Genomic DNA, 14,788 nt, shown 5'->3' with positions numbered 1-14,788 from the left:
AATCGACTGACCTTTCTTTTTTACCCAACAATATCTTTAATTAAGGGAGACGGGTTTCTCCCATCTTGAAATCGTCCGGATATTTCTCTGCGATCATCTCATCTTCAACCGTGATGGGTACGCCGCCGACCGCGTCATTAAAATAGGGGATGGAGTCCATATTGACGGCAAAGTATCCGTCTATCTGAAGTCCAAATAGTAGCTTAGAAAGTGCTCCCACTGTCAGCTCACAGCTTTTTTCGCGTCCGTCCCCGAACGCATAGGCAAGTGTCAGCTGCTTCGTCTCGGTTCCGATTGGGTTTCCGAAATAGTCAAAAACCTCGATCTCTGTCATCGTATTTCTCGGAATTAACACAATCTGTGCCTCATCCTTGGCAGCGTCCTGCGCCACTAAAAAGAGTGCATCGGCGTCTCCGCCTTTTCCAGCGACGTTCTGGGCTTCCATCTCCCCCTTGGTATCGACACCTATGCAGAGAATCGCCCGAATCGCCGTGTTGCGGCGGTATTTCTTGCCATTCCAGGTCAAAATTCCATTTGCAAGGTCTTCTTCCTCCTGGCTTTTTGCCTGAGCACGGGCTTCAATCGCACGGATTGCCGCTTCTCTTTCTTGATATTTCTGGTTAACATGAATGCCGCCCGCCACACAGGCGATTCCTGCCACCGCCCAGGCGAGCCACCGAATCATTTTTTGTTTTTTCATTTGGCTGGCTCGTTTTCATAATATTTTGTATATTTCGAATATTTACCATAGTATCTGTGATAGTAGCCGCTGCCAGCCATGTCCACGCGGTTCAGCACCGCGCCGAGGATCCGGCAGCCGGTCCGCTCCAGCTGTCTTTTGGCTTTCTGCACCAGACGATAGCTGAGTGCACCGCTCTCAACTAGCAGGATCGCGCCGTCGCAGCGCTGTGCGATGATCGCACCGTCAATGACACTTCCGAGCGGCGGCGTATCGATGATGATCGTGTCGTACTCATTTCTCGCCCACGCAATCAGCTTACTAAATGCATCCTCGCTCAGAAGCTCTGCCGGGTTCGGTGCCATCGGACCGGAAAAAATGATATCCAGGTTCGGCAGGTTCGTGTGATACAGAACCTCCCCTAAAGGCCGCTGCCCGGTCAGGTACTGTGTCAGTCCGTAAATCTGCTGTCCGCCCCCGAAACGGGATACCAGCACGGATTTACGGATATCCGCATCGATAAATAACACGCGTCCCTCTGTCTGTGCCATCGAGATCGCAAGCTGGAAGGAGGTCTCACTCTTTCCTTCATCCGGCATTGCGCTGGTCAGCATGATGACCTTGAGCCCATTTCCGGAAAACTGGATGTTGGTACGGAGTGTCTTCATTGCTTCCTCATACTGATAATCTCTTTTCTCATCCTGTATGATCTGGATGAATCCGTTCTGAATTGCCATGGTCTCCTACCTTTCCTTCTTATCTTTTCCGGCAAATGGATTGATGATATCCCAGATACCAGAGGTACGTTTTACCTTCTTCTCGCCCCGTCCGTGGATCTTGCTCTCTGGGATCGCTGCCAGTACCGGCAGTTCCAGATATTTCTCCACATCTTCTTCCGAACGGATGGTATCATTCAGGATAACCGTCAGTGTAATGTATCCGCACACGATCACTGCGGCAATCAGTGCGCCGATTAGCGCGTTTTTCGTATTGCTCGGGCTGGTTTTCTGGTTTGCCACCTCACCGCTCTCGATGAGTTTCGGCGGCGTCATTTCCATGATCTCGCCGACATAGTCGGATGCCACCTTTGCGGTCATATCGACAATTTTTTTTGCCATTTCCGCATCCGGATCCAGTGCAGAAATGTTTAAAATACGAGTATCCGACGGGTTCTCCACCTTAATTTTTCTGACCAGTTCTTTATAATCCATATCCAGATGAAGCTTATCAACCACCTCTTCCATAACGGAACGACCGGTGATGATCGTCTTGTAATCCTGTGTCAGCTGCGTGCCGATCTGCAGATCGGCTAACGAGGTCAGCGTTGTCTCTTTCGTCAGTACATAAATCTTCGCCGTTGAGCTGTACTGCGGTGTGAGCAGAAAATAGCTGTATGCTCCGCCGATTCCGGCTCCGAGCACCGCCACTGCAATGATGACCCAGAGTTTCCGGAGTAATGCATAAAAGATTTCACCCAGATCGATTACTTCCTCGTCTTCCCATTCTTGTCCTTGATTTTTTCTCTTTTCCATACCTTCCTTTTCCCTTTTCGTATTGTTTTTATCTGTCAGACATTGTTACAATGTTACGGTTCACGCATACATGCTCGGTAACGGAATTTGTCAATGTTCTGTAACCACGTGATTTCGAAAAACATTTGCATTTTTTCGCAAACATCTATTCTTTTACAATTTCTCATCCAGTATGATCTTTTCCGGATTTTCGATCGACAGCTGTCTGGCAAGCTCACTGCCTCCCTTTTTCCGGATCCATGCGATGGCTTTCGCACTGTTGGGAACCCGGTGGCGGTTGCCATGCATGTCGGTTCCCAGGAAACTGATGTAACCGGCTAGAAGTGTCCGGCGGCACCACCTCCGGTCCAGGCGCTCCCTTATTTTCCAGAAATGGCTCAGTTTCGTGAGGCTTCCGTAGTTCATCTGGAGATACGCGCCTTCCTTCATTAGCTCTTCCAGGCGTCCTTTTTCCCGCAGACACTGGTACCGCTCGATATGTGCCAGCACAGGCAGATAGCCCGCCATCGTCAGCTCCCGGACAGCGCGCTCAATCTGGCTCCAGGAGGATGTCGGCAGAAACTCGGTCAGCACGTACCGGCTGCCCGCCAGTGTCAGAAGCTTTCCTTCCCGGAGCATCTCGACCATGCCTTCGAAGTATTGGATTTCCTGCCCCCGGTAGAGTTCAAGATCGGGCATCGCCTTCCTGACACGAGCCGCCAACTTCTCCATAAGCTCTTGTATCTGCTGCGGTTTTGTCCGCCAGTGATACGTTGCATAGTGTGGGGTGGCTATCACCTTCCGGACGCCCTGCTTATAAGATCTCCGAAGCATCCGGTAACTGAGTGCCATTTTCTCTGCCCCATCATCTATCCCCGGGAGCACGTGCGTATGGATATCCACCACACCCAGTTCTATCTTGTCCGGTCTTCTCTGCGTTTTGCGCGCCATTGCACTTCTCTCCTTAGTCAGTCATTTTTCTGTCTGAATACACGCGAAATAGACAGCTTACACCATCGTTTTTTGCTGTCCACCTACTTCGTCCTGTTCTGATATTGTTCCAAAAATCTGTCATAATACTTTTTCTCTGCTTCCAATCTGGCTTTTACTGCATCCTCATAGTCCACAAAGGTGCCAAGGTTATAAACTTTTCCCTGGAATCCGATGCTGGCGCGCCATTTTCCATTTTCTCTCCGGTATACACCCCTGTGTCCACTGGTATTGTTCGCTGCCTCTTTCCGGCTCGCGATCCGCTCCAGACAGGTATTTTCTGCAAAATGGATGGAATTGCGCATATTTGCTTTTCTCTGTTCCTGCCTAAGGCAGCCACAGCTTCTGGTTTTTCCAAAGCGCAGGTTTTCTTTCTGACAGACACAATGCTTGCCGCAGTCACATTGGCAGAACCACAGGTCTCCCTGAGCTGCCAGTTTGCCTTCCTCTACAGAAGACTCGCCTTCTTTTACCACCTCTAAAAGAGGAGAATGTTTCTCCCACGGGCCAAGAACCTGCAGGCGTCCATAGCGCTTGCCTGTCAGATCCAGCCAGCCGTGTACCTGTTTTCTTTTTCGATAGCAGCCGCAGCTTTTGGTGTGCCCTGTCTTCAGATGCGTCCCGGCTACGGAACATATGGTTCCGCAGTCACATTGACAAAGCCAGTAGGAATGTGTGCTTTTTTTCATCTCATCTCTTTTTAAAACCAGAAGATGAGCGAACTTCATTCCAGCCAGATTTTCACATCCCATATACTCCCCCCTGTACCACATAATATGTATTATGTGGTACATAAGTGGAATACAGAAATAAGCTGAGGTATTTCTTTTTCAAAAATGCTGGATTTTTCTGAATTTTTAAAAGTCCCTGCAACTTATAGATTTGTAAAATTATGCGAATATGCTTCAAATAAGTTGCTTTTCCTGTTATTTGATGGTAGTATTACTTTATCTAAAAAAACAGGAGGAGACTGCGCACTACATAATACATATTATGTCGTTCGTATTCTCCCCCTGTTTTTTTCGGAAAACAAATCAAGTTCCAGTGATTTTTTGCAAACTTCCTCGCTGGTAAGCATCGTATAACGGCGCGTCGTCTCTATGCTGCTATGCCCCAGATAGTCTGCCAGCCTGACCAGATCTTTTTCCTGTTCATAAAAACACCGCGCAAACAGATGGCGCAGATTATGGGGAAATACTTTTGTTTCCGCCACCCTCGCGCCTCTGCATAGTTTTTTCATTTCCTTCCATATATTTTTCCGATCCATCGGTTTTCCGGACACTGTGCAGAAAATACACCCCGATTTGATCCGGTATTTCCGACAGTAATCCCGCAAAATCATTTCCAGTGTCCTCGGTATCAGGATGATCCGCTGCTTTCCCTTAAAATGAATCTCTATCTTCTTTTTTTTGAGCGCTTCCACGGTCAGGCAGCTCAGTTCGCCGATCCGCATTCCGGTTCCGGCGATCGCCTGCAGGAGACACCGAAGCCTCTCTTTCCCCTCTCTCCCCGCCGTCTGCAGCAGCCTGCGGTATTCTTCCCGCGTCAGATCTTTTTCTGCATCCCGGAAAATCTGCCTCTGCTGGCGGCAGGTCTTCATGCAAAGTTCGTTTCTCCCGAGCCACTTAAAAAAATGGTTGAGCGCAGTCAGCATGGAATTGGCGCTTGTGATTTTATACTGCGCCAGGAGTTCTTTTTTGTATCTCAAAACCTCCGCTCTCTCCAGCTCCCGTCCTCCCATATATCTGACGAAGGCTCTTACGTCCCTCAGATACTTTTCGATCGTGTTTTCACTCATCTCTCGTTCAATCAAATATTCTTTATATGCCTGAAGGCAGTCCAAACTATCGTTCATCGTGTTCCTCCTATTATGCCGTCCTGTTTTTCTGACAATATAAAACAAAATCCCAGAAAAGTGGGTACTTCTATCATACCTCTCTTTCCATATCTCCATACAGAAATGCTTTCATGTCTTATGATATCATGCCTTGTATTTTTGTGCAATAATAATTCATTACATACCTATAGCATATTTATATTTTGCACAGTTGATTTTGTGTGGTTTTCTTTGTTTTTATCTTGTTCAACCTTCTGACTGCTACAAGAGCAAAAAAGGATGTGTTGCAGTAACGATTAAAAAATCGCTACTGCAACACATCCTTAATTTTTCTTGAATTGTAATTTCATCATGCTACTTGTTAATTGTCAATTGTTTTTCTAATCTTTATGATTATCTGTCTTTAACTCCTGATCCAATTCAAGACAGATAGATGCATTTCCTGTGACCAGATCCTTCAACCATGTTTTTCCATATTCGGTCGGAATATCCACATAAACGGGCATTCCATCCGTATTATAAATACATGTTTTTGCTTTTTGAAATGTCTTTGTTCCAGTTAAGATTTCTGCCGTTCTTATTTTTATCCCCAATACTTTCTATTTTAACTTTATCATATATGCATCTATTCCAAAACCACTTCGACGCAAACGGTCAAACTTCGACCTAATTGGTATCTGGGGATCAAAAAAATGCCGCCTTACGCGACATTTTTCTGAATCCGAATCTTATATTTAATTTATAATCACACCTCCAGCTTCCGCTCCTTTGCCAGCTTCTTCATCTCCTCCGCATTCTGCCGCACGGTCTCGGTGATCTCCGCGCCGCCCAGCAGTCTCGCAAGTTCGTCCACCATCGCCTCGCGGTCTAAGGCGCGGATGGAGGTTGCCGTCCGTCCATCGGACGCGGATTTGCGGATCTCGAAGTGCTGGTCCGCCATCGCCGCGATCTGCGGCAGGTGCGTGATGCAGATGACCTGACGGCATTTGGAGAGGATCCGCAGCTTCTCCGATACCATCTGTGCAGTCCGCCCGCTGATACCGGTGTCAATCTCATCAAAAATCAACGTTGGAACCTGATCGGTCTCCGCCAGCACCGTCTTGATTGCCAGCATGATACGCGACAGCTCACCGCCGGACGCCACCATACCGAGCGGCCGAACCGGTTCGCCCGGATTCGTGGAAATCAGGAATTCCGGCTCGTCGATACCGCCCGCCGTGAAATGATCCAGCCGCCTAAACTCCATCTTAAACTGCACATCAAGGAAATTCAGTTCCCGAAGCCCGTCTGCGATCTTCTCCACCAGCTCCCCGGCAAACTGCTTACGCGCTGCTGACAATGCCTCGGAATGTTCTTTCAGTACTGCTTCCGCCTGTTCCAGTTCTTTTTCCGCCCGTTCCCGAAGTTCATCGTAATTCTCCAGTTCCTGCAGTCGCGCTTTCTTTTCTTCCAACGCCTGAAGTACCTCCGGGATCGTCTTCCCATACTTGGTTTCCAGGCTCCGGATCAGGTCAAGCCGCTCCTGTGTCTCCTGAAATGCCGCTTCGTCAAAGGTCATATCGTCCATATATCCGGCGATCTCCCTGGAAAGATCCGAAAGAAGGGAATCTACATCGCACAGCTCGTCACGGATCCCCTTCAATCCCTCGTCAAATGCCATCGCACCATCGATCTCACGGAACGCCCGCGACACCGCATCGCCGGACACCGCGTCATATGCCTGTGAAAGACTCTCAGCGATCCGTCTGGCATTGGAAAACCGCTTAAAATCGGCTGCCACCTTTTCCTCTTCGCCATCCTTTAACGCGGCATTTTCAATCTCCTCGATCTCAAACCGGCAGAAATCCATCTCCCGCAGTCTCGTCTCCTGATCGGATGCAAATGCGGCACATTTCTGTTTTAACTGCATATACAAGCGATAGGCAGCTTCCGTATTCTGTTTGAATGGGAGAAGTTTCTCCCCGCCATACGCATCGAGGATTTCCAGATGTTTTGACGCATTCACCAGCGACTGGTGTTCATGCTGTCCGTGCAGATCGATCAGAAGACCCGTAATCTCCCGCAGCCTTGCAGCCGTTACCGTCTCGTCGTTGATGCGGCTGATGCTCCGGGTCGGTGTGATTTTCTTAGAAATGATTAAAATTCCCTCTTCATCAGGGTAAACATCGTGTTCCTTCAGCTGCTCGCGCTTTCTCTCATCATCGATGGAGAAAACCAGTTCAATGTAGGCGCTGTCGCAGCCCCGGCGTATCATCTCTTTCGGTGCTTTTCCGCCCAGCGCAATCTGGACCGAACCGATGATGATCGATTTTCCGGCTCCCGTCTCACCGGTCAGAATGTTGAGTCCGTCCCCGAACTCCACCTCCGCCGAATCGATCAGAGCCAGATTTTTCACTCGTAAATGATAAAGCATCCGCTTTCCGTTCCTCCTTATCAGCGGTTCCCGCAAAAAATGCGTGAACCCACCTTACCTCATCCCGCAATCAGCTTGCGGATCTTGTCCATCAGCACGATCGTATCGTCCACCGTACGGACTGCGCACATGACCGTATCGTCCCCGGCGATGCAGCCGACAATCTCTGAAAAATGGATGGCATCGAGCGCTGCCGCGACTGCCATCGCCATGCCTGACACCGTCTTGATGACAAGGATGTTCTGCGCCATATCCATGGAAACGAAGCTATCGTGCAGAATACGGGTATATTTATCATTGAACGCCGTCTGAGGATGGAAAACCGCATATTTCTGTCCGCCGTTTTCTGTCTGGATCTTAGACAGCTTTAACTCCCGGATATCCCTGGAAACCGTTGCCTGCGTGACATTGTATCCCTCTTTATTCAGATATTCCGCCAGCTCTTCCTGCGTTTCAATCTCATATTTTCCAATCAATTCCACAATCTTGCTGTGACGTTCCATTTTCATGGCTCTGACTCCTTTTATATCTGTTTCATTTTGTTCCGTATATTTTCCAAAAATGGCACCTGTTTGAGCTGAATCAATGTCGTCTCGATCTCTGATTTTGCTATCTCGATTGTATCACCCGGCTCAATATCAACCACCGTATCGCCGTCAAAGCTCAGCGAAACCTTCGTCCGCCCGGTCGTCTGAATCCGCAGGCTCAAATGGTTATCCGGCGGCAGAACGATGCTGCGCGAATTGAGTGAATGCGGGCAGAGCGGTGTCAATACCATCAGATCCGCCTCCGGCGCCACGATCGGACCGCCCGCTGACAGGTTGTATGCCGTCGAACCGGTCGGGGTCGCAACCACCATGCCGTCCGCCGAATACTCGTTAAACAGCTGTCCATTGACAGCCAGCTCAAACCGGAACGCATCGATTCCCATACGGTTCAGGACGATATCATTCAACGCGATATCCTCCATGATGACCTTCCCGCCGGAAATCACGCACCCCTTGAGCATCATCCGGCTTTCCAGACGGTAGTGATCTTCCATCAGATCCCGCATGGCAGGCAGAATGTCCTCCTCATGCCCGATCTGCGTCAGATACCCCAGATGCCCCATATTGATGCCAAACAGTGGAATCTTCCGTCCCGCCAGATCACGCGCCGCCTGAATCAGCGTTCCATCACCGCCCAGACAGATCACACAATCTGTATCCTCCGGCACCGTCCGGCGATCGGTATAGCGGTATGCCGCAGCCACTTCTGCGTCCCTGCGAAGTCCATCATGGCGATCCAGACGAATGCAGCGGCAGCCCTGTTCCGCAAAAAAGCTGCAAATCAGACCGGCCGCCTCCTCTACGCGCGGCTTTTCGCGGTTTACAATCAGATAGAAATTTCTCATGTTTTGTCTAACTCCCTGTGAGCTTCCTCAACAACCTGTTCCGGTGAAACCGGACACTCTTTTTCCGCTTTTGCAAGTGCTTCCTCACCAGTCACAGTTTCCTCCGATGCCTGTTCCGGTTTATGCAGGTACAGGAGGTACTCGATATTTCCCTCCGGTCCCTTGATCGGGGAAAATTCCAGATTCCGGATCTCAAAACCGATCTCTGCCGCGTATGCCATCACCATCTGAATGACCTCCAGATGCGTGCTCTTCTCGCGGACAACGCCCTTCTTTCCGACTTTCTCACGTCCCGCCTCGAACTGCGGCTTGATCAGTGCAACCACCTCGCCGCCCGGGCTTAAAATCTCCTTGACCGGACCTAAAACCTTCGTCAGGGAAATAAAGGAAACGTCGATCGAAGAGAAATCTACCGGCTCGCCGATATCCTCCGGTGTCACATAACGGATGTTTGTCTTCTCCATGCAGACCACACGCGGATCATTGCGAAGTTTCCACGCCAGCTGTCCATGTCCTACATCGACCGAAAACACCTTGACCGCACCATTCTGCAGCATACAGTCGGTAAATCCGCCTGTGGACGCGCCGACATCCATACAGACCTTTTGATCCAGCGTCACTCCGAAATGCGTCATCGCCTTCTCCAGTTTCAGACCTCCGCGGCTCACATATTTTAAGGTAGATCCACGTACCTCGATCTTCGCATTTTCATCGAAGGTCGTACCCGCCTTGTCTTCTTTCTGATCTTCTACATATACAATCCCGGACATGATGATCGCTTTCGCCTTCTCACGGGATTCTGCCAGACCTCTCTTGACGAGAAGTACATCTAACCGTTCTTTCATTCTATGTTCTTCCTTCCGCTGCTGCCACTCTTTTGTTTCCCATCATGCTTCCGCGTCAGTCTCCAGCACACCTTCACGTTTCAGCTGCGCCAGAATCGAATCACTGTCAATTCCCAGCTCATTCCGGAGCACCGACACATTTCCGTGTTCGACGTAGGCATCCGGCAGCGCTATATTAACTACCTTGATCTGCGGATAATGCTTCTGTACATAATCCGTCGCCCGCTCGCCGTAACCGCCGCGCAGGACATTTTCCTCCAGTGTCACGATCGTATGGTGCGTTCCTGCCAGATGGTCGATCACGTCGGTATCCATCGGTTTCACAAACCGCCCGTTGACCAGCGTACACGGCTGCCCGGCACTCTTTAATTTCTCCCGGATATGCTCTGCCGTGCTGACCATGCTTCCGACTGCCAGAAGCGCCGTCCCTCTCTCCTCATACAACATCTCGCTGACGCCATACTCGACCGGTGCCAAAAATTCCTTCAAACCCCGGTACGCCTCGCCCCTCGGATAACGGATCGCAATCGGTCCATCGTAGGAGATGGCAAACTGCAGCATCTTTTCCAGTTCCCAGCGGTTTTTCGGCGCCATCACGCTCATATTCGGCACAGAGGAGAGGAATGTCAAATCAAAAATACCCTGATGCGTCTCCCCATCGCTTCCGACCAGTCCCGCGCGATCCACGCAGAACACAACCGGAAGATTCTGGATACAGACATCGTGAATGACCTGATCATATGCCCTCTGTAAAAAGGACGAATACACCGCCACCACCGGTTTCAGACCGGCTGCCGCCATACCCGCCGCCGAGGTAACCGCGTGTTCCTCCGCGATTCCCACATCGAAAAAGCGGTCCGGATATTCTTTCGAGAACCGTTTGAGCCCCGTTCCATCCGGCATCGCTGCCGTCACCGCCACGATCTTCGGATTTTCCGCTGCCAGACGGCAGATTTCTCTGGAAAATACATCTGTATAGCCCGGATGTTCCTTTTTCCGGAGCGGTTTTCCCGTTTCAATATCAAATGGTTCAACTCCGTGAAATGCCGACGGATTCTTCTCCGCCGGACGGTATCCCTTGCCCTTTTTCGTAATCACATGGATCAGCACCGCGCGGTTGATCTTTTTCGCCTCGCTGAAAATACGGATCAACCCCTTAATATCATGTCCATCCACCGGTCCCAGATACGTGATTCCCATATTTTCAAACCACATGCCCGGAATCAGAAGCTGCTTGATGCTGTTCTTTGTCCGGAGCAGCGTGCCGACCAGATCCGAACCGATCATCGGGATCCGCGATAACGTGCCCGCCACATTCTTCTTCAACAGATTGTAGCCCTCATCTGCACGAAGATTATTCAGATACCGCGACATACCGCCGACATTTTCCGAAATGGACATATTATTATCATTTAAAACAATAATAAAATTCGTCTTGAGCCGTCCCGCATTGTTGAGCGCCTCATACGCCATGCCGCCGGTCAGCGCGCCGTCCCCGATGACGGAAACGATCGAATAATCCTCGCCCAGCAGATCGCGCCCCTGCGCCATCCCCAGCCCCGCCGAGATCGAAGTCGAGCTGTGTCCCGTGTCGAACGCATCAAACGGGCTTTCCTTCCGCTTCGGGAAACCGCTCAAGCCCCCATACTGGCGCAGCCCATCAAAATTATCCTTCCGCCCGCTTAAAATCTTGTGCGTATAGGACTGGTGCCCTACATCCCAGATAATCTTATCCTTCGGAAGATTCAGCGCGCAGAACATTGCAATCGTCAGTTCCACCACGCCTAAATTGGACGCCAAATGACCGCCTGTCCGGCTTGTCGTCTCGATCAGAAACTCGCGGATTTCCGCCGCCAGCTCCTTGCGTTCTTCCTCGCTCAACCGTTTTACATCCTCCGGTCCTTTTATCGTATCTAATACCATTCTTTCATCCCCCAAACCGTTTTCCACATCCGCTGTCGTCCCCGGTCTTCGATTGGATTTTTTATTTTTCACGGCTGACCAGCATCTCGATCAGCTCTTCGAGGAATTCATTCTTTCCAGGCAGGGAATAGAGGATATCAACCGCCGTCTCCGAAAGCTGTTTGACATCATGCTTCGATTTCTCGATTCCCTCCAATGTCACATAAGTGGTTTTATTGTTTTTCTCATCGCTCAGAACCGGTTTTCCAAGCACCTCCTGGCTGCTGGTAACGTCGAGAATATCATCCTGGATCTGGAACGCCAGACCGATCGCCGCCGCCATACGCTCTACTGTCCCGCACTCAGCTTCGCTCGCGCCCGCCATCACGGCTCCGATCACCATCGAAGCCTCCAAAAGTGCTCCCGTCTTTAAACGGTAGATAAAATCCAGCTTATCCTTCGGAATCGGCTGATTCGTCAGTTCCACATCCACCGTCTGACCGCCGATCATGCCGTAAATACCCGTTTTTTCGGATAAAATCTGGATACAGCGTCCCACCTTTGCCGCATCCGGCGTCATCGCAAATGCCTTTGCCGCCGTCTCGATCGCGTAGATCAGAAGGGCATCTCCCGCCAGAACTGCCATATCATACCCATATGCAACCCAGGTCGTCTTTTTTCCACGGCGGTACTCGTCATTGTCCATACATGGAAGATCGTCATGAATCAGGGAAGATGTATGAATCATCTCGATCGCCGCCATCAGCGGCTCAATCTCTTTTCCCTGACCGCCAAACAGACGGTATACCTCACGCATCAGAATCGGACGAAGGCGTTTGCCGCCTGCCTTCACGCTGTAATTCATCGCTTCAAAGATCGTTTTCTGATGCCCTTCCTCTGCCGGAAGATAAGAATATACAATCTCTTCCGTTTCTTTGACTGCCTGTGCCAGCCGTTCCTTTGCATTTTCCATCTCTGTCACGCCTCCGTCTCCTCGCCGTTTACGACCATAATCTGTTTTTCAACCTTATCTATCTTTTCACTGCAGGCGCGGACCAGACGCATTCCCGCCTCATACGACGCAAACGATTCTTCCAGCGTGCTGCGGCTGTCCTCCAGCGTCCGCATAATGCCATCCAGACGGTCAAACATTTCCTCGATCGAAAGTTCTTCCTTATTTTCTGCCATCGATCCTGCCTCCTGTTTTATCTAAATATACTCTCGGAATCTTTCCTGAAAGAAAACGTGTTCTCAAATCTCTCTGTTATGATTCACACGCAACACAATGAACCACTTTTTACCCAGGCAGGTTTTCCTGATAAACCTCCCGGATCTCCGCCTCCACGCGTCCATCCGGCAGACGGACGGTCAGCGTATCCCCAGCTTGCAATCCTGTCACTGTCTCCACACGTTTTCCATCTGCATCCGTCACGAACCCATATCCGCCGCTTATCTTTTTTAACGGGGAGAGACCATCCATCCGGCTGCACACCAGTTCCAGACGATGGCGCAGATCGGACACCTTTTTCTCCATCTGGCGCGCCATCTTAACTCTCGCATCTTCCAGATACTGCCGTCTCTCATTTAACTGGCTCTGCGGACTGTGAAGCTGCAGGCGCAGACGAAACTGTTCCAGACGATAGGCATACTGCTCCGCCTTCTGCTCCATCCGCTTCGTCATCTGCTGTGCCGCCGCAATGCACTGCTGCTCAAACAGGTGGTAATCAAAAACCGCCAGTTCTGCCGCCGCCGAAGGAGTCGGAGCACGCAGATCCGCCACATAGTCCGCGATCGTAACGTCTGTCTCATGCCCGACCGCCGAGATTACCGGCGTCCGGCACGCAAAAATCGCCCGCGCCACACTCTCCTCATTGAACGCCCACAGATCCTCAATCGAACCGCCTCCGCGCCCGACGATCAGCACATCCAGATGCAGTGCATCCAGGGTCTGGATCGCCCGCACGATACTCGGCGCTGCCCCTGCTCCCTGCACCAGTGCCGGGCAGAGGACAAGCTGCACATAAGGATTCCGCCGCCCCGAGATATTGATAATATCCCGGATTGCTGCGCCGGTGCTCGCCGTCACGATACCGACCGTTTTTGCATACTTTGGGATCGGCGTTTTATATTCCGGGGAAAACATCCCCATTTCTTCTAATTCATTTCTCAGTTTCTCAAAGCGCCGGAATAAATCGCCCGTGCCGTCCAGCGTGATCTCGCTGGCATAGAGCTGGTATCTTCCATCCCGCTCATACACTTCGATGCTGCCCTTCACGACCACCTGCTGTCCTTCTTCCAGATGGAACGTAAGTCCCTTCCGTCTACTGGCAAACATAACTGCCTGCATCGCTCCCAGACCGTCTTTCAAGGTAAAATAAATATGACCGGACGTATGATATTTGCAGTTAGAAACCTCGCCCTTGACCGAAATCCGGTTCAGGGCAAAGTCCTGTGCGAACATATTTTTAATGTATGCATTAACCTGCGAAACCGAATATACGCCAGCCATCGCTTATACCAGCTTCGCTAAAATGCCGTTGATAAATGCCGGTGAATCATCGCCGCCGAACTTCTTCGCCAGCTCGACCGCCTCATTGATCGCTACCTTCTCCGGTACATCGTCATCGTGCTTGATCTCGTATAATGCCAGGCGCAGGATCGTCAGTTCCACCTTGCCCATACGTCGGGTAGTCCATCCCTGTGCAACCCCATCGATTGCCTTGTCAAGCTCCGGAAGCACATCCAGAATCTTCTCAACCTTGCTCTTTACGTATCCGCCGTCAAAGGTGTCTAACATCGGATTATGGATGATATCGCCGATTCCGCTCGGAACATCGTCCTCCTCTTTCGGCTCTGTAAAATATACATCCACCTGCCCCTGCATCTCATCCGTCGGGTAAAAATCCGCACAGAAAAGCAGCTTAAAGCAATGTTCTCTCAGTTCTCTTCTGGTCATACTAATCCTCCTGTTACCTGTTTCTATCCGTCTGATACGCCCGATTTGCTGCCTCGGTATCGCAAATATCCCTTTCGTAATCCGCCGCAATCGTTTTCTGAATATCCACAGTCTTTCCTGCATAATTGTTATATTTCTACTATTCTAATGTATCATTATACCGTATCCCCGGTTTTTTCACAAGAGTTTGAGAAAAAGAATCCGCCAAAGTTACTGTTCACGGGTAGGCACTTTTGGAACCGAAAGTGCCGTAAGAAAACGT

The 14,788-nt window shown here is 50.4% G+C and carries 15 protein-coding genes; all 15 read right to left on the bottom strand.

All coding sequences use genetic code 11. The features are described from left to right. Positions 1–40 precede the first annotated feature (40 nt). On the bottom strand, positions 41–700 hold the full coding sequence (locus PUQ60_RS10605; protein WP_273380773.1) for an LCP family protein: 660 nt from the start codon (positions 698–700) through the stop codon (positions 41–43). Beyond that, on the bottom strand, positions 697–1,416 hold the full coding sequence (locus tag PUQ60_RS10600; protein ID WP_118522084.1) for a CpsD/CapB family tyrosine-protein kinase: 720 nt from the start codon (positions 1,414–1,416) through the stop codon (positions 697–699). The genes PUQ60_RS10605 and PUQ60_RS10600 overlap by 4 nt, the downstream gene beginning before the upstream one ends. A 6-nt stretch (positions 1,417–1,422) precedes the next feature. Continuing rightward, positions 1,423–2,211, bottom strand: coding sequence for a Wzz/FepE/Etk N-terminal domain-containing protein (locus tag PUQ60_RS10595; protein ID WP_118522083.1), 789 nt, complete (start codon positions 2,209–2,211; stop codon positions 1,423–1,425). 153 nt (positions 2,212–2,364) lie between these two features. Continuing rightward, positions 2,365–3,141 (bottom strand): CpsB/CapC family capsule biosynthesis tyrosine phosphatase, encoded by a 777-nt coding sequence (locus PUQ60_RS10590; RefSeq protein WP_273380776.1) that lies wholly within the window; start codon positions 3,139–3,141, stop codon positions 2,365–2,367. Between the two features lie 83 nt (positions 3,142–3,224). After that, positions 3,225–3,932, bottom strand: coding sequence for a hypothetical protein (locus tag PUQ60_RS10585; RefSeq protein ID WP_273380778.1), 708 nt, complete (start codon positions 3,930–3,932; stop codon positions 3,225–3,227). A gap of 239 nt (positions 3,933–4,171) precedes the next feature. After that, the gene (locus PUQ60_RS10580) at positions 4,172–5,035 is read right to left on the bottom strand and encodes a tyrosine-type recombinase/integrase (RefSeq protein ID WP_273380780.1); all 864 of its coding nucleotides are present in this window, start codon (positions 5,033–5,035) and stop codon (positions 4,172–4,174) included. A 727-nt stretch (positions 5,036–5,762) separates the two neighbouring features. Next, the gene (gene recN, locus PUQ60_RS10575) at positions 5,763–7,430 is read right to left on the bottom strand and encodes a DNA repair protein RecN (RefSeq protein WP_273380782.1); all 1,668 of its coding nucleotides are present in this window, start codon (positions 7,428–7,430) and stop codon (positions 5,763–5,765) included. 59 nt (positions 7,431–7,489) lie between these two features. Next, positions 7,490–7,939 (bottom strand): arginine repressor, encoded by a 450-nt coding sequence (gene argR, locus PUQ60_RS10570; RefSeq protein ID WP_022359930.1) that lies wholly within the window; start codon positions 7,937–7,939, stop codon positions 7,490–7,492. 14 nt (positions 7,940–7,953) lie between these two features. Then, complete coding sequence (locus PUQ60_RS10565) at positions 7,954–8,823, bottom strand: NAD(+)/NADH kinase (protein WP_273380785.1); 870 nt, start codon at positions 8,821–8,823, stop codon at positions 7,954–7,956. Next, positions 8,820–9,668, bottom strand: coding sequence for a TlyA family RNA methyltransferase (locus PUQ60_RS10560; protein WP_107000291.1), 849 nt, complete (start codon positions 9,666–9,668; stop codon positions 8,820–8,822). The genes PUQ60_RS10565 and PUQ60_RS10560 overlap by 4 nt, the downstream gene beginning before the upstream one ends. Before the next feature lie 42 nt (positions 9,669–9,710). Beyond that, positions 9,711–11,591: a 1-deoxy-D-xylulose-5-phosphate synthase gene (dxs, locus tag PUQ60_RS10555; RefSeq protein ID WP_273380798.1), complete on the bottom strand. Its 1,881-nt coding sequence runs from the start codon at positions 11,589–11,591 to the stop codon at positions 9,711–9,713. 61 nt (positions 11,592–11,652) lie between these two features. Next, a complete protein-coding gene (locus tag PUQ60_RS10550; RefSeq protein ID WP_273380804.1) occupies positions 11,653–12,543 on the bottom strand; it encodes a polyprenyl synthetase family protein in 891 nt (296 codons plus the stop codon). A gap of 5 nt (positions 12,544–12,548) precedes the next feature. Beyond that, positions 12,549–12,758: an exodeoxyribonuclease VII small subunit gene (gene xseB, locus PUQ60_RS10545; RefSeq protein ID WP_022359935.1), complete on the bottom strand. Its 210-nt coding sequence runs from the start codon at positions 12,756–12,758 to the stop codon at positions 12,549–12,551. A 109-nt stretch (positions 12,759–12,867) separates the two neighbouring features. Then, positions 12,868–14,079, bottom strand: coding sequence for an exodeoxyribonuclease VII large subunit (gene xseA, locus PUQ60_RS10540; protein WP_273380800.1), 1,212 nt, complete (start codon positions 14,077–14,079; stop codon positions 12,868–12,870). Between the two features lie 3 nt (positions 14,080–14,082). Further along, positions 14,083–14,526, bottom strand: a complete 444-nt coding sequence (gene nusB, locus PUQ60_RS10535; protein ID WP_273380802.1) for a transcription antitermination factor NusB — start codon at positions 14,524–14,526, stop codon at positions 14,083–14,085. Positions 14,527–14,788 lie beyond the last annotated feature (262 nt).

The sequence above is a fragment of the Clostridium sp. AF02-29 genome, assembly GCF_934835585.1.
Taxonomy (GTDB): Bacteria; Bacillota; Clostridia; order Lachnospirales; family Lachnospiraceae; genus Otoolea; species Otoolea fessa.
The sequence above is the reverse complement of the archived record's forward strand: the minus strand, read 5'-3'. Positions and strand labels throughout refer to the sequence as shown.